Genomic DNA, 18,811 nt, shown 5'->3' with positions numbered 1-18,811 from the left:
GTTATATAATATAATAAGTAAAACAATTATTATTCCTGGGGGAATACAACTATGAAAGGGCAAGAGGAGGAATATCAATGTCAAAGACAATTGATCATTTAATTGAGACAGAATGTAAACTTAGTCAAATTAAATATTGGCTAAAAGCAGAACATCATCTTACCATGGAGGAGTTCATAATTTTATACCGCTTCAATGGTACTGACAAAATTACAGGTAAAGTATTGAGGGATACACTCCATTACGATATGAAATGGAATACGAGTAAAATTGATGTATTAATAAGAAAACTTTATAAAAGAGAGCTGATCGCAAAAGAGCGTTCAGAAACTGATGAACGCCAAGTCTTTTATTTATTAGATAAGACCCAACGTGAATTCGTCGCATCTGTCATCAAAGAATTTGAAACCTTCGCAAAGTAATCATTATGAAAAAGCACGCCTTTCCGAAAAACTCAGAAAGACGTGCTTTTTATTACATATATTTCATTCGACTTAACCGCCGATATAGTTCATATTAATTTTCTTACGTCTGCGATTTGCGACCGTTTGTTCAGTACGTTCATCTGAGTAACGGTCATCACGAATATGCCATAACTCTTCAAACTTCGCTTGTAATTGATCATCAGATTTACCTGAACGCATAAATTCTTTGACATTAAAGCCGTCTACTGTGCTGAATAAGCAACCATAGAATTTACCATCAGAAGATAAACGCGCTCTCGTACATGTTGAACAGAATGACTGAGAAACACTGGTAATTAAACCGAACTGCGCACCATTATCTTTATGACGATAATATTTTGCGACTTCACCATAGTATTTCGGTTCAACCGCTTCTATATCAAACTCATCTTCAACCATCGCTAACATTTCATCTTTTGTGACGACTTTACTGAAGTCCCAACCATTGTCGTTACCGACATCCATAAATTCAATAAATCTCACGACAATATTTTTGTCTTTGAAATACTGAATCATTGGGATAATTTGGTCATCATTAACACCTTTTTGAACGACAACATTCACTTTCACTTTAAAACCGATTGATACTGCATAATCGATTTGCTCAAGGATGGTATCTGCTTTGATATTACGGTTATTGATAGATTGGAATAATTCATTATCAATCGCATCCAAGCTGACATTGATACGTCTTAAACCTGCATCATATAACTTCTGTCCGTGTTTTTTCAATAACAGACCATTGGTAGTTAAACCAATATCTTCTACGCCCTCAATGTCATTAAGAGCGGCAATTAATTTATATAAATCTCTACGCATTAAAGGTTCCCCGCCGGTGATACGAATCTTCTTCACACCTAGACGTGTATATACGCGAGCAATTCTTTCCATTTCACTAAAAGTCAATAATTCATCTTTGGGTAAAAAGACAAAGTCATCGCCGAAAATTTCTTTAGGCATACAATAATCACAACGGAAATTACAGCGATCTGTCACGGATAATCTTAAGTCGCGAATCGGGCGACCTAATTTATCTGTTATTTGTTTTACCATCTTTTGACCCCCTTTTCTTTCTCTCTTATCGTTTGATACATCTCATCAAAACGATTGATTTCTGACCTTGGCTAAATCATCTTGGTAATTAATATTTTGGTACCAATCCGGTCTTGTATCAACCTCATGTACATCCAGCCAGTCAGAAGCAACTTGGTTATAAACATGTTTCATACTATAATCATCAGATTCTAGTGCACGTGCAATGACTGGTAAACACGTCGGACTATAAAATGCGATAGTAGGAATCGGATACCCCTCTTCTTCATACCCCGCAATATCTAATTGATCTTCAATGACATGTTCAACCATAAATTGGTATAACGTGCTGACAGCTTTTTCAGTAATCAATGGTGTATCAACAGAGATGACAAAGAATAACTCTGCTTCAAAGTCTTGTTTCATCACAGAGTAGATACCTGAAAGCGGTCCTTTCGCTTGATGTTCTTCATCATCAACAACCACTTTGACATCTTTAAATTGATCAGCTAATTCCGCACTAGAACTAATGATAATCTCATTAAACATATTGGCTTCATTCAAGGCTTCGATAATATGTTGATAAAACATTTTACCATTGAGCCTCGCAAATGCCTTAGGCGAACCGAAACGTTCTGAACGTCCGCCTGCTAAAATAATTGCTTTCACTTTCTTAACCTCCGCTTACCGGTGGAATCAACGCAACGACATCAGAAGGTTGAATCATTTCATCATTCGGTACAAATTCCTCATTCAATGCGATTTGGAATTGCTTACCGCTGATTTCTGGATACGTTTCAAATAAATACTTTTTGAACGCCTCTACTGTCATCTCATTTTCTAATTCAAATTCTTCTGTACCTTTTTGTAAGATTTCTTTGATTTCTGCAAAATAAAGGACTTTCATTCTGTTTGCCCCCTTTCAATCGCATCTTCGTGATAACCACGTTGATGGCCGATCCATTGTGCGCCATCTTCCCATATTTCTTTCTTCCAAATCGGCACCACTTCTTTAATACGATCAATTGCATATTCATTTGCCGCATACGCGTCTTTTCTATGTGGTGAAGAGACTGCGATTAGTACTGCAATATCAGAAATATGCAGAGGTCCGATACGGTGAACAATGCTGACAATCGTGCCTGGCCATTGTTCGTTGATTTCATCGCCGATTTGCGCTAATTTTTTCTCAGCCATTGGCACATAAGCTTCGTATTCCAAGTGTTCTGTACGAATGCCTTTTGTCCATTCTCTGACATGACCTGTAAAGACTACTACTGCACCTTGATGCGGTGTCAGTGTAAAATCTCGATAAGGTTCAGTTTGAATCGGCTCAGTCACAACTTCAAATTGTTTCATTTTGACTCATCCTTTTTTCTATCGATAAAAGTTAATAACCATTTTTTAAAATGACTTAACTCTGTATTTTTTTGAAACGGTAACTTATATTGTACATGACTCAGCTCAGATAAAGAAACTAATTCCGCTTCATCTCTATAAATAATTACTTTATCATAGTCTGCTTGTTTAAAGCCTTCGACTAATAATACATCATAATCAATCGTGACCGCTGACTCAATCATGCGGGATAAACTTTGTTCTGTCGTACGTGTGACTGTTTCTCTTAATGCGTGACCTTGCACAATACTTTGGTCTGCCCCTGCTTCAAAGTGCTTCATATGGTCGACTTCTGCTGCTTGTAATGAAATATCTTCTGTACCATGTCCATGGTGTTTAATCGTCACTACACGATAACCTTGTGCTTTCAGAAACTTAACTGTTTCTGTCATCAAGGTTGTTTTGCCAGAATTTTTATATCCCACAATTTGTAGAATCATAGTGCTAATTCCTCTTCGAAAGTGTCAGTTTCAGTCAGAATAACGTCCACTGTATAGCCTTTTTCAAAGCCGCGTGTACCGCTCGGCAACATAATCATCGCATTACTATGCGCAATTGCGACAACTGCACCTGATTTGTTGAAACCAGAAGGTACTACTGTTGTTTGCAAACCATTTAATGTCGCTTTTGCACGGATGAAACGCGTAAATGGATTAGCTTTTTTGAAGTCTTCCATTAATGTCGCTTTCACAACTTGAGGGAAACGTTCAATCGCACCCATCATATTTAAGACTGCAGGTTTTACAAACAATTCAAACCCAGTATAGCAAGCTGATGGATTGCCTGATAAACCGAATAAATATTGATTATTTGCTACCGCAACAGTAGTGACACTACCTGGACGCATTTGTACTTTATTGAATAAGACTTCTGCACCGATTTCTTTGTAAATAGCTGGTAAATAGTCGAAGTCACCAACAGATACGCCGCCTGTTGTAATGACCATATCATGAGAAGCCAATGCTTCTTTGACCACCGCTAAACTACTGTCGAAGTCATCTTCTTGAATTTTATAGACTTCACAGTCTAAACCGAATTGGTTTAATAAACCTTGAATCATCGGTCCATTAGAGTTGCGGATTTTACCTGGCTCTAATTCATCACCGACATCTAATAATTCACTGCCTGTCGCAATAATCGCAGCGGATGGTAAACGACGCACTGGTACTTCTGTATAGCCGAATGTCGCAAGTACCGCAATTGCACCGGCATTAATACGTTGACCTTCTTTTAAGACAACATCTCCGACTTCTGTTTCTTCACCTTTTAATGAAACATTTTCATTATGTTCAAAGGCTTTTCGAATCGTAAATGAATGCTCATCTTCACGTGTTTGTTCAAGCATTACAACTGCATCTGCACCTGCTGGAATTTCAGCACCTGTCATAATACGTACAGCTTGGTTAGGTCCGACTGTTTTATCAGACACACTGCCTGCACCGATGTGATCGATGACTTCAAATTCAATACGGTTGTCCCCGCTTGCACCTTTTGTATCTTCACTTCTTAACGCAAAGCCGTCATAAGGTGATTTATTAAAACGTGGAAATTCATATGTTGCGACTATATCTTCAGACAGTACATAACCTAAACTGTCATTTAATGGCACTTGTTTTGTTTCTGTACGAAATTCTTGTGCAACCACACGTTTGATTGCTTCTTTTACCGCAATTGGATTTCTTTTTTCAACTGGCATAAACTATCTGCTCCTAACATCTATTTTATTTCATGCTATAATGTCTAAGCGAGGAGGAATAACATGTCTGAATTTACTCATATCAATGCTCAAGGTAATGCGAAAATGGTCGACGTTTCTGATAAAGATATCACAAAGCGTGTTGCGACTGCGCATTCAAGCATTACTGTTAACGAAGCAATTTACAAGCAAATTGTAGAACATACAAATAAGAAAGGTAATGTGCTGAATACTGCCCAAATCGCGGGAATCATGGCAGCTAAGAATACCTCTACGATTATTCCTATGTGTCATCCGCTCTCACTGACGGGTATCGATATTGCCTTTGAATGGGATACAACATCGTCATATACACTTAATATTGAAGCTACAGTCTCTACATCAGGTAAAACCGGTGTAGAAATGGAAGCTCTCACAGCCGCTTCAGCGACGGCTTTAACCGTTTACGATATGACCAAAGCACTTGATAAAGGCATGGTCATCGGTGAAACTTACCTTATCTCAAAATCTGGCGGGAAATCCGGAGATTACCGCAGATCATAAACTGTTGTTGCTCATGTTTTACCCTTTTTTCTAAGTAAACATGAACTTCACAACAGCACTACGGAACCATTGACATTGTGATATTGCATCGCATCGTACAATCGTTCCGTTTTTTCATGTTACTTCTATTATATAATGCGACTCTTTTAAGATAAATAGGCTGAATGGATGAAAAAGCTGGCGGAATCTCATGAAACCAGTGATTCCTTTCAGTGTTTTCCCTTATTCAGTCAATCAGTACAGAGAAGAAGCGGTTAGGCTTTTACCTGAGTAAAATCTAACCGCTTCTTTCTGCTTATTATTTTGTTAATTCATGGATGAGATGATTCAATTCAGGTTTAATTAATTTTTCAACTGCTAGTCTGACTGCACCAGATGAACCTGGTAGTGAGAAAATCAATTGTTCACCTACTGTGCCGCCGACAGCACGTGATAATAAAGCACGTGTTCCTACATCTTCAGCATAACTTAAATATCTGAACAACTCTCCGAAACCTTCAATTTCTTTTGTTAATAAAGGAGTAACTGCTTCAATCGTCACATCACGTTGCGCGATACCTGTACCGCCTGTTGTGATAATAACGTCTACATCTTCATTCAACCATTGCTGTACTTGTTCAGTGATCGCTTGCTTATCATCTTTAACGATTGTATAGTGGTCATCTGTGATTTCCACATTAATCTCTGATAATAATTCTTTAGCTAAGTTGCCGCCTTTATCCGTTTCTTTAGTTCTCGTATCAGACACAGTTAAGACTGCTGCGTTGATTGTTCGATCTAACTTGACGTTCACGTGTTCATTTTTCATTGATTAAGCCTCCTATGTGATTTACTCAACCGAGTAATTGATTCATTAATTTAATCGCTTCTTCAGGTTTTGTCATGCCATGTATCAACATGCGTCCGCCTGAGAAACTGACAATCCGGTGATTGTTGAACTCGAAACGTATCATATAAGGGTTCGCATGATACTTAATATGATGTGTTTCAAGATATTCTTTCAACATTTCCTGGGTAATATCTTCATTATTATATTGTACCGTATCTCTTCCGCACAATGTCGCAAACTGTAAATCAGTGTGATTCAAATGCGGATATGTCGCATGTTCACTGCACGTATGACAGTCAGCATTAAACATACGGCTGAATCCGAATGTATAGTGTGTACCTTCCCAAATATCTCCATAAGTTAATTTAGGCGTAAATGGTGTTTCTGTCAGGATTTTCAATGCATCACGTGTCTGCATACTCGTAGTCATTGTCACTGCAGGTTGTATCACGCCTACTGTGTCACACGTCATATTTATTACCGGTAATTGCGGCATCAGACAATTGAAACACGGCGTTTGTCCAGGAATGAAAGCAGCTTCGATATATGTACTTTGTACGACCCCGCCATATATCCAAGGTATATTATATTTATACGCAAAATCATTCACTAATAAACGTGTATCAAAATTATCTGTCGCATCTAAAATTAAATCTACTTCAGTTCCATGTGCTTCAAGAAACTGTGGATTTACTTGTGCAATATGCGCATCAATAATGACATCACTTCGGATTTCTTGCAGTTTTTCTTTTGCCGCAATCACTTTCGGCATCGCATCAATCGCATCTTGTTCCGTAAACAACATTTGTCGTTGTAAGTTACTGAACTCGATATAGTCACGATCCACAATCGTTAGTTGTTTGATGCCTGCTCTGACTAAACCGTCCGCAATGTGTGTCCCTAATGCACCCATACCTATAATCAGCGCATGTTTTTGCGCAATTTTCTCTTGGCCTTCTCTGCCTATATGTTTAAACAAAATTTGTCTGGAATAACGTTCTGACATCTTTCGATTCCTTTCTTAAAGTGCATTGTCTTTATTATAAGACGAATTGTGAAGTGATACAATTGTTCAAATTCTATCACTCACCTAAAATCCGGTCATGTCCCATATGAGACAGACCGGATTGAAACTTTTTATTATTCAGCTGTTACAGAACCTAACGTTATAATTTCATCCGCTAATTGTTCCGCTTCATAGTTTGAATGAGTCACAAAGATAATCGGTATTTGCCACTCAACAAAGAGTCGTTTCACTAAACGCATACTTTCCTCTTTCGTCGCATCATCTAAACTAGAAAATGGTTCATCTAACAATAGTAAATCTGGACGTGTGCTTAACGCACGTGCCAATGCGACGCGTTGTGCTTCTCCACCTGATAATCTAGCTGGATATTGTTTTTGTAAATAACTGATGTTTAATTGATGCATCAGTTCAGTAATATGTTCCGATGGTTGTGCCATAAATGTAATATTTTGAAAGACTGTCATATTCGGAAACAATTGATAATCTTGGAATAAATAACCTAACTGACGTTCTTGAATTTTAACATTCACAGAGGCTTGCGTATCGGTTAAAACACGTTGATTTACTTTAATATAAGCATTATCAGCTGATCTTAATCCTGCAATCATATTCAGGATAGTTGTTTTACCGACGCCTGAAGGACCTCGTATAGCATAAATTTTAGGTACTGTATCTTGAATGTCCAACTTTAGTAGTTGTCCTTTTAATTGATGTTTTATTTGGATGGTCAGCATCTTAATCCACCTCCAAATAACGATCTTTATTCATTAGGTTGATTGTGCCGATTACGGTAATCGCGAATGCGACTAATACTAATACCCATAGCCATGCTTGATTCTCTTTACCTTGTTCGACTAAGAAATAAATCTCTAATGGCAATGTATTAGTTTTATTCGGAATATAACCTGCTACCATTAATGTTGCTCCGAATTCACCGATTGCACGGGCGAATGCCATCATGACACCAGATAAAATTGCACGCTTAGACAACGGTAAAATCAGTTTGAAAAAAATTTTATTTTCACTCGCACCCATTGTACGTGCTGTATTCAACATTTTGTGGTTAATGCCTCTGAAACCTTGAATGGTGTGTTGATACATTAATGGAAAACTGACAATCACAGAGGCAATAATTGCACCAGTAATGGTGAATATGACAGGCATATGTAAAACATTTGTCATAAATGCACCGATAGGACTTCTCGGAGAGAAAACAATCAATAATAAGAACCCCATGACTGTTGGCGGTAACACAATTGGCAGGATAATAATACTTTCAAGAAGTGTCACAATACGTCCACGACGTCGATATAACAGCCTTGAAATTACAATACCAAGTACTGTTACTATAATCGTGCTGATTACAGCCACTTCAATTGATATCCAAAATGGCGTTAAATCAGGCATTTCCACTCCTCCTACACTTCAAATTGATAATCTTTTAAGATTTTTTTCGCTTCATCTGATTTTAAGAATTCTATCCAAGCTTTCGCTGTTTTATTATCAGATGTTGTTCCAGCTTCATAGACAATCGGTTGTTTTAATTTTACCGATTCGATTTCTTTCACTTTATCATTTTCAGTCTTATTTTTATATAAATCCGTTTTATAGACAAAGCCCAGTTGCGCATTGCCTTTTTCCACATAATTCAAGACTTGGCGGACATCTTTCGCAAAGACGAGATGATCTTTAACTCCGTTGTATAAGCCATTGTCTTTTAAGTAACCCTCTGCATATTTACCAGCAGGTACAGAGTTCACTTCGCCAATCGCAAGTTTTTGTCCGTCTTTTAATTCTTTCACAGATTTTAAATCAGTGCCTCGTTCACCGATTAAAACGAGTTGATTTTGTGCATAATCATAAGTATTGTCAGCTTTCTTCTTATCTTTTAATGCTTTTACATCTTTGGTGTTCGCTGACATAAAGACATCGACAGGTGCACCTTTTTCAATTTGTTGTCTCAATGCGCCTGAACCACCATAGTTAAATGTCACATTAACATCAGGATGCTTTTTCTTAAATGCTGTTTCTAAATCTTTTGTCACATCCGTTAAACTTGCGGCAGCTGCGACATGTAAGGTTTTTTCTTTTTGATTACTCTTCGTTTCTTTTGTATCATTTGAACATCCCGCAACAACTAAGCAGACGCTCAACAATATAACCGCAAAGTGTTTCAACTTCATCTTGAAGATGCCTCCTAAAAAGTTTAATTCACTCTCGATTATACGCTTTCGTTCCATAAATTCCAATTTGAATTTGTATGTTATCTTTTGTATTTCCATAAGAAAAAAGGTCAATAGCACATTGACCTTTTGAGATTAATTATAAAGTTTGAATGAATCGTTTAAATGCCTCTAACCCTTCATCATTACGTTTAAATACACCTGCATCTTCTAAGACACGTTTGAATTTCTGGCCTACCGCATCTAAAACAATACCTTCAGCATTTTCTTTTGTGAATTGATGTTTCGCTTTTAATTCATCTGCGAAATCCTGATGCACTCCTAAATCTGCATCTGTTTCACCTAATACATAATGTTCCACTTGTTTAAGTTCATGTTTTAGTCGTGCAGGTAAAATTGCTGTACCCATCACTTCAATTAACCCGATATTTTCTTTTTTAATATGTTGGACATCTTGGTGCGGGTGGAAAATACCATCTGGATAATCTTCTGACGTTTGATTATCTCGTAATACTAAATCTAATTCATAGTTGCCTGTTTCTTGACGGTAGCGTGCGATTGGTGTGATGGTATGATGACGTTCGCCCTCATCACTTTGTGCTTTGACACGAACACTTTCATCACTGTACGTATTCCATTGATTGAATATATGTTCCGCCGCATCAATCAGTTGTGTTTGGTTTTCACCTTTTAATCGAATCACACTCATCGGCCAATCTAAAAGCACTGCTTCTACTTCTGGATAATCACTCATCGTGAAACTTTCTATTTCTGCCGCATTATCCATTGGGAATATGTGACGTCCTGTTTGGTAATGGTTATGCGACAAGATAGAGCCGCCTACAATGGGTAAATCTGCATTAGATCCTGCAAAGTAATGCGGAAATTGTTTTACGAAATCTAACAGATTCACAAAAGTTTGACGTCCGATTTTCATTGGCACATGTTGTGCGGATAATACAATACTATGTTCAGGGAAATAAGCGTAAGGGGAGAATTGGAAGCCCCAGTTTTCTCCGTCTAACTTAATGCGCGCAATACGATGATTACGACGTGCTGCTTGTGTTACAGAGCCTTCGTAACCTTCATTTTCCATACATAATGCACACAACGGATAACTCGTTTGTTTTGCATTTCTCGCAGCCGCAATTTCCTTCGCATCTTTTTCAGGTTTAGACATGTTAATCGTAATTTCTAAATCACCATAATGCGTGGGTGTATAAAAATGAATATTTTGTGCAATCGCATCTGCCTTAATGTAGTGGTTGCGCATACAAATATCATATAAATATTGTGTCGCTTTTTCTGGGCTTTCTTGATAAAACTGTCTAAAGTTACGATTAATCGTTGAAGGTTTTGGGGTAATCAAATCTAATATTTTGGTTTCAACCATTTCTTTTTGATATACCGCATCTTCAATGATGTGATGTTCGACCATTTGATTAATCCAGTATTGTGCAATCGCATTAGGTGTATCAAGGTCTAATATATCTAGCTCAGATTTTTCAATATCTTCTGCTTGTGTAATTTCTAGCACTAGGTTTTGAATATAGAATCCATCTTCCGTTTCAAAATCCCCGTACTCTACAGCATATGAAATAAAGCGTTGTATCAGCTGTTGATTCAGCTTCATGATACGGCCTCCTTTTTATTTATCTTCGTAGCCATTCGGATGTGCACGGTGCCAATGCCATGCAGTTTCAATGATTTCATGAATATCATCATGTTTAGGATTCCAACCTAGTACTTTACGTGCTTTATCACTTGAAGCGATTAATTTACTTGGATCACCTGCACGACGTTTGCCGATTTCTGATTTAATCGTTTCACCAGTTGCTTTACGTGCTGCTTCTACAATTTCAATCACAGAGTATCCTTGGCTGCTTCCTAAGTTGAATGCGCCGCTTTCACCGCCATCTTTCAAGTAACGATACGCTAAAATGTGTGCTTCAATTAAATCTGTGACATGTAAATAATCTCTGACACATGAGCCATCTTCTGTATCATAATCAACACCGAAAATAGTAATCGCGTCTCGTTGTCCTAAGGCTGCTTCTAATACAATCGGAATTAAATGTGTTTCTGGGTTATGATCTTCACCGATAGTACCATCTTCACGTGCACCTGCGACATTGAAATAACGTAACGCTGCATAGTTCATACCATAAGCGTTATGACACCAATGCATCATTTTTTCCATCATTAATTTACTTTCGCCGTAAGGATTTGTTGGTGCTTTTTTAGCATCTTCTGTAATCGGTACGACATCAGGCTCACCATATACAGCCGCTGTTGAAGAGAAGACAATATCTTTCACATCGTGTGCTTTCATCACTTCAAGCAACACTTGCATACCGTAAACGTTATTATTGAAATAATCTAAAGGCTTTTCTACAGATTCTCCGACTAACGAATAAGCACAAAAATGGAAGACTCCTTCCACATTTTCTGTGGCGAATACTTGATTTAAGAATTCACTGTCACGGATATCTCCTTCATAGAAGCGAGCTGCATTAGGCACAGCACCTCTATGCCCTGTACCTAAATTATCTACCACTGCAACATCATAACCAGCATCTATCAATTGATGCGCAGCATGACTGCCGATATAACCTGCACCGCCTAATACTAAAACTGACATGATTTTCCTCCTTAAACTTCGATTGTTTTCACGCCGTCACCGATGTTGACATGATAAAACGATGGCGCGTAACCGATCTTTTCTGTATAAATACGAGAAACTTCATTTTCTAAATCTTTAACTTTTGATTGATGTACTAAAGCAATTGCACATCCTGCGAATCCTGCACCTGTCATACGTGCGCCAAGCACACCATCAACATCTTGTGCAGATTCAGCTAAAGTATCTAACTCTTTACCAGTCACTTCATAATCATCTTTTAATGATGCATGACTTTGATTTAATAATTCACCAAAGCGTTCAAAGTCTGATTGCGCTAAAGCATCGTATGCTTCTTTCACACGTGCATTTTCAGTTACTGCGTGACGTGCACGACGGCGTATCGTTTCATCTTCAATCAAATGCGCATGCTTTTCAAAAGTTTCAACATCTAAATGTCCTAACGCTTCTATATCTAATTCTTGTTGAAGTAACGCTAAAGCTTTTTGACATTCTTCTAAACGTTCATTATATTTCGACTCTGCTAATTCGCGACGTTTGTTTGTATTCATAATAGAAATCGTATAATCTCCGAATTCAGTCGGTACATAATGATACTCTAAAGTATGCGTATCTAATAAAATCGCTTGATCTTTTTGACCCATACCGACAATAAATTGGTCCATGATACCTGAATTGACACCGATAAATTTATTTTCTACTTTGCGTCCAAGCTGAATTAATTCCAAGCGTTCCACGTCTAAGTTGAAGAGTTGTTTCATTAACCAACCTGTCAACATTTCAATAGAAGCTGAAGAAGATAAACTTGCGCCGTTTGGGATGTTACCTTCAACGATGACATCAAAGCCTGAATCAATTTTGTAACCTGCTTCAATTAAAAACTTAATCATACCTTTTGGATAGTTCGCCCAATTATGATCTGCATTGTAATCTAAATCATCTAAGGAAAATGAAATAATCCCTTTTTCTTCAAAATTCAAAGAGTAAAAACGAATCGTACGATCATTACGTTTACGTGCTAAACCGTATGTGCCTAATTCAATAGCAGCTGGGAATACATAACCGCCATTATAATCTGTATGCTCTCCGATTAAATTAATACGTCCTGGTGCGAATGCGGCAACATCTGACTTTGTTTCAAAATGCTTTTCAAATTGCGTTTGCATAGATGCCAACATAGTATAACTCCTCTCACAAGGTAAATTTATTAGTAAACACAATTAAAGTTTATTTGTTTACTAAATGTTTTGTCAATACTTTCTATTGCTTCTTAAAAGAAAAAGATTGTCGTTCTATTTGTTTCGTTTGGATGACGACATGCATGGCAGATTGACGTGTCTTTTGAATACGTTCTTTCGCCATTAAAACAGCACTTTTACCAAACTGTTCAATATCAATACGTACACTTGTTAATGAAGGTGTGACATATTGATTCACCTCTAAGTCATTGAATCCGATAACCCCTGTTTCTTTAGGAATAGTAATGCCTCTTTGTTGCAGCGCTTGAATTAAACCGATTGCGACCATATCATTACCCGCTATTAAAACATCCGGAATAGTATCGGCTTCTGTTACCGCTTCAAAACCATCTTCTCTTTCCCACCCAATTAAATTGCCATTCGGCATTTCATCATGTTGTTTGCACCAAGAGAGATATGCATGATATCTGGCATCATTCACCAACGTTTCTTCGCCATTTAAGCTGCGTTCCTCTCGCAAGCCGCCATAATAAGCTATCGTTGAGTCAGAATAAGCGGCTTTGATTTGATTAAGCAGCTGATACATAGCTTGTTCTAAATCTGAATATACAGCGTCAATATAATCCGGGACTTGCTTATTATTAATGACTACCATATTTTTGTTATAATGATAAATCTCTTTTAAAGCCTCCATTGAAAAATTACCGATAACTAGTACTGCACCTGCTTTTTTCACATCTTGCAAATCTTGTTTTTTAAAGCCCGTTTCAATTCTGAGTGTCTTCTTCAACGTTAAGTTTAATTTCTTAATTTCAGACTCTATAGCTAAACGTAATTCGCGGTGAAATGGATCGGCCATTTCTCGTCTGCGAGATGCATACGTAATAATTTGAACTTGGCGATTTACACGTTCTGCTTTGTGATATTCAAGCTCTTTTGCGGTATTTAAAATACGTGTTCTTGTACTATCTGCGACTGACAACGTCGGATCTTCATTGAGCACACGTGATACGGTACCTGGACTGACGCCTGCTTGTTTTGCGATATCTCTGATACTTGCCATAATTGCCACCTCTCTTTTTGTTTACTTTAAGTTTACTATTCTCTGTTTCCTTGTACAACTTTTCATTTTTTAATCATGAAGTATTTCGTGCAAATCTTTTTTGTAAATTGGAGCGATGTAGTATATTGTTAAATTAAGGAGTTATGCATATGAATAAAGATAAAGATGTTTTAACGGATCAGACAATTGTCCGCTTTGAAGATGGGGAATTATTTGAAACAACTGATAGTTATGTTACAGAATTTCCATTAACCGTCATGGTAAATGGTGAAGAATTTGCGACCGTCATCTGCAGTCCAGACCACATGGAAGAATTGGTGCTGGGCTTTTTAGCGTCTGAAGGTGCGATTCTAAAACGCAGTGAATTAAAGTCGATTCAAATAGATGACAGCAAAGGATTTGCGCATGTTGAATTAACGAAAGACTTAGGGGATCGCTTCGAATATTCAACTAAGCGTATGATTGCGTCATGTTGCGGTAAGAGTCGAGAATTCTATTTTCAAAATGATGCGGCAGTGGCTAAGACGTCATTGTCGAATATCACACTGACACCCCAACAAGTCATCAATATGATGACAAGATTACAAACTGCAAGTACACTGTTTAAACGTACTGGAGGTTTGCATAACGCAGCCATCAGTGACGGCGATGCTTTCTTTGAACACCGACAAGATATCGGCCGACATAATGCGCTCGATAAGTTGTATGGTTTCTGTATTGAACGTCATATTCCAGTTAGAGACAAAGTCTTGATTTTCAGTGGCCGTATTTCATCAGAAATTCTGATTAAAGCTGCTAAAATCGGAGTCGGCGTTATTTTGTCTAAATCCGCACCGACTACGTTAGCTGTGACGCTTGCGAATGATTTAAACATAACAGCCATTGGATTTATCAGAGATGGCAACTTCAATATATATAGTCATCCAGAACGTATAAAAGCTGTGTCCTCACAAGATTAACTTGTGGAACACAGCTTTTTATTTATATTTTACAAACTTTCTTTAATCACACTATAACAATAGCTGATGAAGGTGTACCCTTGTTTGATATACATTTCTTTAGCGGTATCTTCACCATCTGCAATTAAAATCATTGGTTTATGTTGTGCATAATTTGCGACAAAAGCCTGCATTGCACGGCCAATACCTTGTCCACGCATTTCCTTAATCACACCGAAACTGTCAATTTCAATCGTTTCTTCTGATTCAATGATATCTAATGTACCGACAGACTGATTATCTTTATAAGCAATCACCCGCTTCACATTGGTTGCCCCTTCAAACTGCTGCCTCAATGTTTTAACCACTTCGTCCGCATAATCTTTACCGTAATCCAGTGAAAAATAACGGCAGATTTTTAAATAGTCATCTAGGTGATAGATATCGACCCAACGAATGTCTAAATCATGCGGAATATCACCTGCAAGCTCATGCGCTTCTATCGCATACATTTCTAGTAACACGACATCAAAATTTTCTCGTTCAAAATATGTACGAAACGTTGCATCTAAAGGTGTATTTTCTGGAAAAGTAAATGCTAAATGACGACTCTCTTGCTTAATGTGTGCTTGTGTTTGCGCTTTGATATCGTCTAACCAAGCATCAAATGTCGGCATGTCATGATAGACCCATTTGTTCGTATAATACGTTAACGGTTCTTGCGGTGTTAAATAAATTGTTTTTTGTTCATCTTCATAAGCAATTGTTCCAGGTTGATCAATTAAACGCATGGATAGCGGCCCCATCTTTATCCCTCTTTCTGATACCTCAGAAGCGAATCAATTGTTTAAAACGTGTGTGATTCAATAATGCTGCACCGATTAAGCATGCGATAATCGCTTTAATAATATCCCCTGGCATAAAGACAAATGATAAAAAGAATGCTTTAGATAATGGCATATGTGTAATCACGCCCATAATTAATGTACCGACAATATCTAATAAAAAGACACCGGCAATTAATGTAGGTAAAAATAAACGACCAAAATTGATTCGTTCTAAAGATTTATCGCGTGCATAACCGATTAAGAAAGCGACCACAGGATAAAGGAATAAGAAACCTGCTGAAGGACCAGCAAAAACACCTATTCCGCCACGGCCGCCTGATAATACAGGTAAACCGCACGCTGCTAAAATTAAAAATACAATTACGCTTAATGTACCATACTTTTTGCCTAAAAGAATACCAGCTAAGAAAATACCGACATTCTGCAAGACAATCGGTACCGGCATGAAGGGAAGCGGAATGGGCGGTACCAGACCAAGCAATGCGATAATGGCAGTCATAATCGCAGTAAATGTGATATGTTTTGTTGTCATAATATAACCTCCTCAAAATCTTACAAAGAAGATTATATCACATATGTTAACTTTAATTTACGATAAGTTAACATTTATTTGTATAATTTTACACGACTAAACACGTACCTTTGCGGCAAGGTTGGTCATGTAGTCAAAGAAGTCATCTCTGTGCACATCATCGACTAATCGAATTGTACGTCCGCCTTCTGTAACCCGTTTAGTTCGTCCTTGGCTCGGACCTTTGGTAATCACTTCTGTTTGTACCTCTTCTACATGTACTAACTCAGGTTTACCGACTGATGCGGTTGTTAAGACATCCCACAAGAAGTACGTAGAGTTCGTCACAAAATGCGTTAATGGTGGGACACCTGCATAACAAACACCTAAGAAATCTACACCTAAAATATCGCGTTGATCTGCCCACATTTGTCTGACATCAATTGTTAACGGCACTTTATTTGTACTTTCTAACGCAACCATATCAATCTCAATATCTGTATCAAAGACCGTTGCGACTGCTTCTGGATCCCAGAAAGCATTCCATTCAGCTGTTCCATCGTGTTCAGGCTCTTCAACATTCCCTTTCGTTAAGAACGTACCGCCCATCCATACTAAGCGTTCAATTTTTTCTGTGATATGCGGTGCGACTTCCAATGCTTTGGCTAAATCTGTTAAAGGCCCTGTAAATAACAAGGTTACTGGTTTTGTACTCGCTTCTAATTTTTCTATTATATCTTCATACGCTTCAAGTTCTGATTGCGAAGCACGTTGTTCAATACGAGATTCGTTCAATACAGGTAAAGCATCTACAAAGAAAGCATGCATACGCCATTCTTTCGGAAATGGATTTTTCCCTCTTTGTGAGGATGCGGCAACTTTTAAATCCCTGTCTGAAAAACGATTAATGATTTTAATAGACGCACTCACTGCAGGTTCTACATAACTGTCTGCACCAATTGCGCTGACACCGATTAATTCAACGTCTTCCATCTGCAGTAATAAAAAGAGTGAAACTAAATCATCTACGCCACCATCGTGGTTAAAATATATCTGTTTCATGTTCTACCTCCAAAATTTATGTATATTACTTATTAAATTGAAATTCACAACAAATGTAAAGTAAGTGTTTAGCTGAATATTTAGTTGTATGATGTCTAGCTTTTCTCCCAAAACAGACGCAGACCGCTAAAAACTACCAACTCTCTATTCCGAGTGATACACTAAACTTAACACGGTGACAAACGTCAGGAGGAATGACATTGTTAGAATCAGGATTAATTCATACAGAGATTCAACGTAAATGGTTAACAAAGTTACAATCAGTCAAAGACGAATTTCAAGCACATGCAGCATACAATGATACGCATAGCCGCTTCCCTCACGAGAATATTGAATGGTTAGTTAATGAAGGCTATACCTTATTAACCTTGCCGAAAGCTTACGGCGGTGAAGGTGCGACAATCGAAGATATGGTCATTATTCAAAGTTACTTAGGTTCTATTGATGGTGCCACTGCTTTATCAATCGGTTGGCATTTAAGCACAGCAGGTCAGATATTTGAAGAACAAAAATGGGAGCCTCATTTACTCGATCAATTAGCACAAGCCATTCAAAACGGTGCTTTGATTAATAGAGCGGTGAGTGAAGCGGACACTGGCAGTCCGACACGCGGCGGTAAACCTTCAACGCACGCTAAATCCTCAGGTTCAGAATATGTGTTAAATGGTGTCAAAACCTTTACGTCAATGCTGCCAGCTTTAACACACTTCTTAGTCAGCGGCTATAATGAAGCGACAGACCAATTCGGTTTCTTCTTAGTTGAAAAAGAAACACCTGGTGTGTCTGTGGCAGAAACTTGGAATGTAGTCGGTATGCGTGCGACTGAAAGTCATGACTTAATATTAGAAGATGTGCATATTCCACAAGAAAACTTTGTCGAAGTTGCGGGCGGTTCTAAAGGACCGAACGGTTGGATTCTGCATATCCCAAGTGTGTATTTAGGTATCTCACAAGCTGCGGCAGATTACGCGAAAGACTTCGCAAAAACACATCAGCCGAACAGTATTGACCACCCTATCGGATACCTTCCGACAGTCCAGCAATCTATCGGTGAAATGGAATCACTCTTACTTTCAGCACGCGCCTTTTTATGGTCCACAGCTCGTACGTATCATGAAGCACCTGATGCGCCGGTCTGGAATGAAACTTCCGCAAGTAAAATTCTAGTGATGAATCAAGGTTTGAAAGTGATCGATTTAGCGATGCGCATTGTCGGTGCGAAAAGTTTAGAAATGGAGCGTCCGCTTCAACGCTATTATCGTGACATGCGTGCAGGTCTGCATAATCCGCCCATGGAAGATGCAGCCTACACCAATATCGCAAAATCAGAACTTAACTTATTTTAGTGACTTAACACTATGTTCAATATCCGAACAT

22 protein-coding genes are annotated in these 18,811 nt (G+C 38.0%); 4 read left to right on the top strand and 18 right to left on the bottom strand.

The window, feature by feature from the left end; all coding sequences use genetic code 11:
- Nucleotides 1-77 precede the first annotated feature (77 nt).
- The gene (locus BU038_RS09095; RefSeq protein ID WP_002479594.1) at nt 78-422 is read left to right on the top strand and encodes a transcriptional regulator, SarA/Rot family; all 345 of its coding nucleotides are present in this window, start codon (nt 78-80) and stop codon (nt 420-422) included.
- Between the two features lie 72 nt (nt 423-494).
- Here the strand turns inward: BU038_RS09095 and moaA are convergent, their stop codons facing one another.
- Genes moaA through BU038_RS09065 form a run of 6 tightly spaced genes read right to left on the bottom strand, consistent with a single transcriptional unit; the run spans nt 495 to nt 4,590 of the window.
- The gene (gene moaA / locus BU038_RS09090; protein WP_107605760.1) at nt 495-1,517 is read right to left on the bottom strand and encodes a GTP 3',8-cyclase MoaA; all 1,023 of its coding nucleotides are present in this window, start codon (nt 1,515-1,517) and stop codon (nt 495-497) included.
- Nucleotides 1,518-1,562: 45 nt separating this feature from the next.
- Nucleotides 1,563-2,165 carry a molybdenum cofactor guanylyltransferase MobA gene (mobA, locus tag BU038_RS09085; protein WP_107605759.1) on the bottom strand — a complete coding sequence of 201 codons (603 nt, stop codon included), beginning with the start codon at nt 2,163-2,165 and terminating at the stop codon, nt 1,563-1,565.
- 4 nt (nt 2,166-2,169) lie between these two features.
- Complete coding sequence (gene moaD / locus BU038_RS09080; RefSeq protein WP_002479597.1) at nt 2,170-2,403, bottom strand: molybdopterin converting factor subunit 1; 234 nt, start codon at nt 2,401-2,403, stop codon at nt 2,170-2,172.
- Nucleotides 2,400-2,855, bottom strand: coding sequence for a molybdenum cofactor biosynthesis protein MoaE (locus BU038_RS09075; protein WP_002479598.1), 456 nt, complete (start codon nt 2,853-2,855; stop codon nt 2,400-2,402). Before BU038_RS09075 ends, moaD begins: the two co-directional genes overlap by 4 nt.
- Nucleotides 2,852-3,334 (bottom strand): molybdopterin-guanine dinucleotide biosynthesis protein B, encoded by a 483-nt coding sequence (gene mobB / locus BU038_RS09070; protein ID WP_107605758.1) that lies wholly within the window; start codon nt 3,332-3,334, stop codon nt 2,852-2,854. The genes BU038_RS09075 and mobB overlap by 4 nt, the downstream gene beginning before the upstream one ends.
- Nucleotides 3,331-4,590 (bottom strand): molybdopterin molybdotransferase MoeA, encoded by a 1,260-nt coding sequence (locus BU038_RS09065; protein ID WP_107605757.1) that lies wholly within the window; start codon nt 4,588-4,590, stop codon nt 3,331-3,333. Before BU038_RS09065 ends, mobB begins: the two co-directional genes overlap by 4 nt.
- A gap of 63 nt (nt 4,591-4,653) precedes the next feature.
- On the opposite strand from BU038_RS09065, the gene moaC reads away from it, so the two are divergent.
- On the top strand, nt 4,654-5,133 hold the full coding sequence (gene moaC / locus BU038_RS09060) for a cyclic pyranopterin monophosphate synthase MoaC (RefSeq protein ID WP_002479601.1): 480 nt from the start codon (nt 4,654-4,656) through the stop codon (nt 5,131-5,133).
- 298 nt (nt 5,134-5,431) lie between these two features.
- Here moaC and BU038_RS09055 read toward each other — a convergent pair whose 3' ends face one another.
- The 9 genes from BU038_RS09055 to BU038_RS09015 form a co-directional block, all read right to left on the bottom strand.
- Nucleotides 5,432-5,941: a MogA/MoaB family molybdenum cofactor biosynthesis protein gene (locus BU038_RS09055; RefSeq protein ID WP_107605756.1), complete on the bottom strand. Its 510-nt coding sequence runs from the start codon at nt 5,939-5,941 to the stop codon at nt 5,432-5,434.
- Nucleotides 5,942-5,966: 25 nt separating this feature from the next.
- The gene (locus BU038_RS09050; RefSeq protein ID WP_107605755.1) at nt 5,967-6,968 is read right to left on the bottom strand and encodes a ThiF family adenylyltransferase; all 1,002 of its coding nucleotides are present in this window, start codon (nt 6,966-6,968) and stop codon (nt 5,967-5,969) included.
- Nucleotides 6,969-7,102: 134 nt separating this feature from the next.
- Nucleotides 7,103-7,723, bottom strand: coding sequence for an ATP-binding cassette domain-containing protein (locus BU038_RS09045; RefSeq protein ID WP_107605754.1), 621 nt, complete (start codon nt 7,721-7,723; stop codon nt 7,103-7,105).
- A 1-nt stretch (nt 7,724) separates the two neighbouring features.
- Nucleotides 7,725-8,396, bottom strand: coding sequence for a molybdate ABC transporter permease subunit (gene modB / locus BU038_RS09040; RefSeq protein WP_107605753.1), 672 nt, complete (start codon nt 8,394-8,396; stop codon nt 7,725-7,727).
- A gap of 11 nt (nt 8,397-8,407) precedes the next feature.
- Nucleotides 8,408-9,172: a molybdate ABC transporter substrate-binding protein gene (gene modA / locus BU038_RS09035; RefSeq protein ID WP_107605752.1), complete on the bottom strand. Its 765-nt coding sequence runs from the start codon at nt 9,170-9,172 to the stop codon at nt 8,408-8,410.
- 139 nt (nt 9,173-9,311) lie between these two features.
- Nucleotides 9,312-10,805: a UDP-glucose--hexose-1-phosphate uridylyltransferase gene (galT, locus tag BU038_RS09030; RefSeq protein ID WP_107605751.1), complete on the bottom strand. Its 1,494-nt coding sequence runs from the start codon at nt 10,803-10,805 to the stop codon at nt 9,312-9,314.
- A gap of 15 nt (nt 10,806-10,820) precedes the next feature.
- The gene (gene galE / locus BU038_RS09025; protein ID WP_107605750.1) at nt 10,821-11,813 is read right to left on the bottom strand and encodes a UDP-glucose 4-epimerase GalE; all 993 of its coding nucleotides are present in this window, start codon (nt 11,811-11,813) and stop codon (nt 10,821-10,823) included.
- Nucleotides 11,814-11,824: 11 nt separating this feature from the next.
- Nucleotides 11,825-12,991 (bottom strand): galactokinase, encoded by a 1,167-nt coding sequence (locus BU038_RS09020; protein ID WP_107605749.1) that lies wholly within the window; start codon nt 12,989-12,991, stop codon nt 11,825-11,827.
- Nucleotides 12,992-13,073: 82 nt separating this feature from the next.
- On the bottom strand, nt 13,074-14,075 hold the full coding sequence (locus tag BU038_RS09015; protein WP_107605748.1) for a LacI family DNA-binding transcriptional regulator: 1,002 nt from the start codon (nt 14,073-14,075) through the stop codon (nt 13,074-13,076).
- Nucleotides 14,076-14,224: 149 nt separating this feature from the next.
- Between BU038_RS09015 and fdhD the strand changes: the two genes are divergently transcribed.
- Nucleotides 14,225-15,034 carry a formate dehydrogenase accessory sulfurtransferase FdhD gene (gene fdhD / locus BU038_RS09010; RefSeq protein WP_107605747.1) on the top strand — a complete coding sequence of 270 codons (810 nt, stop codon included), beginning with the start codon at nt 14,225-14,227 and terminating at the stop codon, nt 15,032-15,034.
- 29 nt (nt 15,035-15,063) lie between these two features.
- Here fdhD and BU038_RS09005 read toward each other — a convergent pair whose 3' ends face one another.
- The 3 genes from BU038_RS09005 to BU038_RS08995 all read right to left on the bottom strand — a co-directional run bounded on the left by BU038_RS09005 (nt 15,064) and on the right by BU038_RS08995 (nt 17,434).
- Nucleotides 15,064-15,819, bottom strand: a complete 756-nt coding sequence (locus tag BU038_RS09005) for a GNAT family N-acetyltransferase (protein ID WP_107605746.1) — start codon at nt 15,817-15,819, stop codon at nt 15,064-15,066.
- Nucleotides 15,820-15,841: 22 nt separating this feature from the next.
- The gene (locus BU038_RS09000; RefSeq protein WP_107605745.1) at nt 15,842-16,393 is read right to left on the bottom strand and encodes a biotin transporter BioY; all 552 of its coding nucleotides are present in this window, start codon (nt 16,391-16,393) and stop codon (nt 15,842-15,844) included.
- A 96-nt stretch (nt 16,394-16,489) separates the two neighbouring features.
- Nucleotides 16,490-17,434, bottom strand: a complete 945-nt coding sequence (locus BU038_RS08995; RefSeq protein ID WP_107605744.1) for a nucleoside hydrolase — start codon at nt 17,432-17,434, stop codon at nt 16,490-16,492.
- Between the two features lie 200 nt (nt 17,435-17,634).
- Between BU038_RS08995 and BU038_RS08990 the strand changes: the two genes are divergently transcribed.
- On the top strand, nt 17,635-18,780 hold the full coding sequence (locus BU038_RS08990; protein WP_107605743.1) for an acyl-CoA dehydrogenase family protein: 1,146 nt from the start codon (nt 17,635-17,637) through the stop codon (nt 18,778-18,780).
- Nucleotides 18,781-18,811 lie beyond the last annotated feature (31 nt).

Origin of the sequence: Staphylococcus simulans (assembly GCF_003043455.1) — a bacterium.
Classification (GTDB): domain Bacteria; phylum Bacillota; class Bacilli; order Staphylococcales; family Staphylococcaceae; genus Staphylococcus; species Staphylococcus simulans_A.
Note: the sequence above shows the minus strand (reverse complement) of the source record. Positions and strands in the feature narration are given on the sequence as shown.

Coding starts and splice junctions, on each gene's coding strand:
- BU038_RS09095 (WP_002479594.1), top strand. CDS start 78: ATGTCAAAGACAATTGATCATTTAATTGAGACAGAATGTAAACTTAGT.
- moaA (WP_107605760.1), bottom strand. CDS start 1,517: ATGGTAAAACAAATAACAGATAAATTAGGTCGCCCGATTCGCGACTTA.
- moaD (WP_002479597.1), bottom strand. CDS start 2,403: ATGAAAGTCCTTTATTTTGCAGAAATCAAAGAAATCTTACAAAAAGGT.
- BU038_RS09075 (WP_002479598.1), bottom strand. CDS start 2,855: ATGAAACAATTTGAAGTTGTGACTGAGCCGATTCAAACTGAACCTTAT.
- mobB (WP_107605758.1), bottom strand. CDS start 3,334: ATGATTCTACAAATTGTGGGATATAAAAATTCTGGCAAAACAACCTTG.
- BU038_RS09065 (WP_107605757.1), bottom strand. CDS start 4,590: ATGCCAGTTGAAAAAAGAAATCCAATTGCGGTAAAAGAAGCAATCAAA.
- moaC (WP_002479601.1), top strand. CDS start 4,654: ATGTCTGAATTTACTCATATCAATGCTCAAGGTAATGCGAAAATGGTC.
- BU038_RS09055 (WP_107605756.1), bottom strand. CDS start 5,941: ATGAAAAATGAACACGTGAACGTCAAGTTAGATCGAACAATCAACGCA.
- BU038_RS09050 (WP_107605755.1), bottom strand. CDS start 6,968: ATGTCAGAACGTTATTCCAGACAAATTTTGTTTAAACATATAGGCAGA.
- BU038_RS09045 (WP_107605754.1), bottom strand. CDS start 7,723: ATGCTGACCATCCAAATAAAACATCAATTAAAAGGACAACTACTAAAG.
- modB (WP_107605753.1), bottom strand. CDS start 8,396: ATGCCTGATTTAACGCCATTTTGGATATCAATTGAAGTGGCTGTAATC.
- modA (WP_107605752.1), bottom strand. CDS start 9,172: ATGAAGTTGAAACACTTTGCGGTTATATTGTTGAGCGTCTGCTTAGTT.
- galT (WP_107605751.1), bottom strand. CDS start 10,805: ATGAAGCTGAATCAACAGCTGATACAACGCTTTATTTCATATGCTGTA.
- galE (WP_107605750.1), bottom strand. CDS start 11,813: ATGTCAGTTTTAGTATTAGGCGGTGCAGGTTATATCGGCAGTCATGCT.
- BU038_RS09020 (WP_107605749.1), bottom strand. CDS start 12,991: ATGTTGGCATCTATGCAAACGCAATTTGAAAAGCATTTTGAAACAAAG.
- BU038_RS09015 (WP_107605748.1), bottom strand. CDS start 14,075: ATGGCAAGTATCAGAGATATCGCAAAACAAGCAGGCGTCAGTCCAGGT.
- fdhD (WP_107605747.1), top strand. CDS start 14,225: ATGAATAAAGATAAAGATGTTTTAACGGATCAGACAATTGTCCGCTTT.
- BU038_RS09005 (WP_107605746.1), bottom strand. CDS start 15,819: ATGGGGCCGCTATCCATGCGTTTAATTGATCAACCTGGAACAATTGCT.
- BU038_RS09000 (WP_107605745.1), bottom strand. CDS start 16,393: ATGACAACAAAACATATCACATTTACTGCGATTATGACTGCCATTATC.
- BU038_RS08995 (WP_107605744.1), bottom strand. CDS start 17,434: ATGAAACAGATATATTTTAACCACGATGGTGGCGTAGATGATTTAGTT.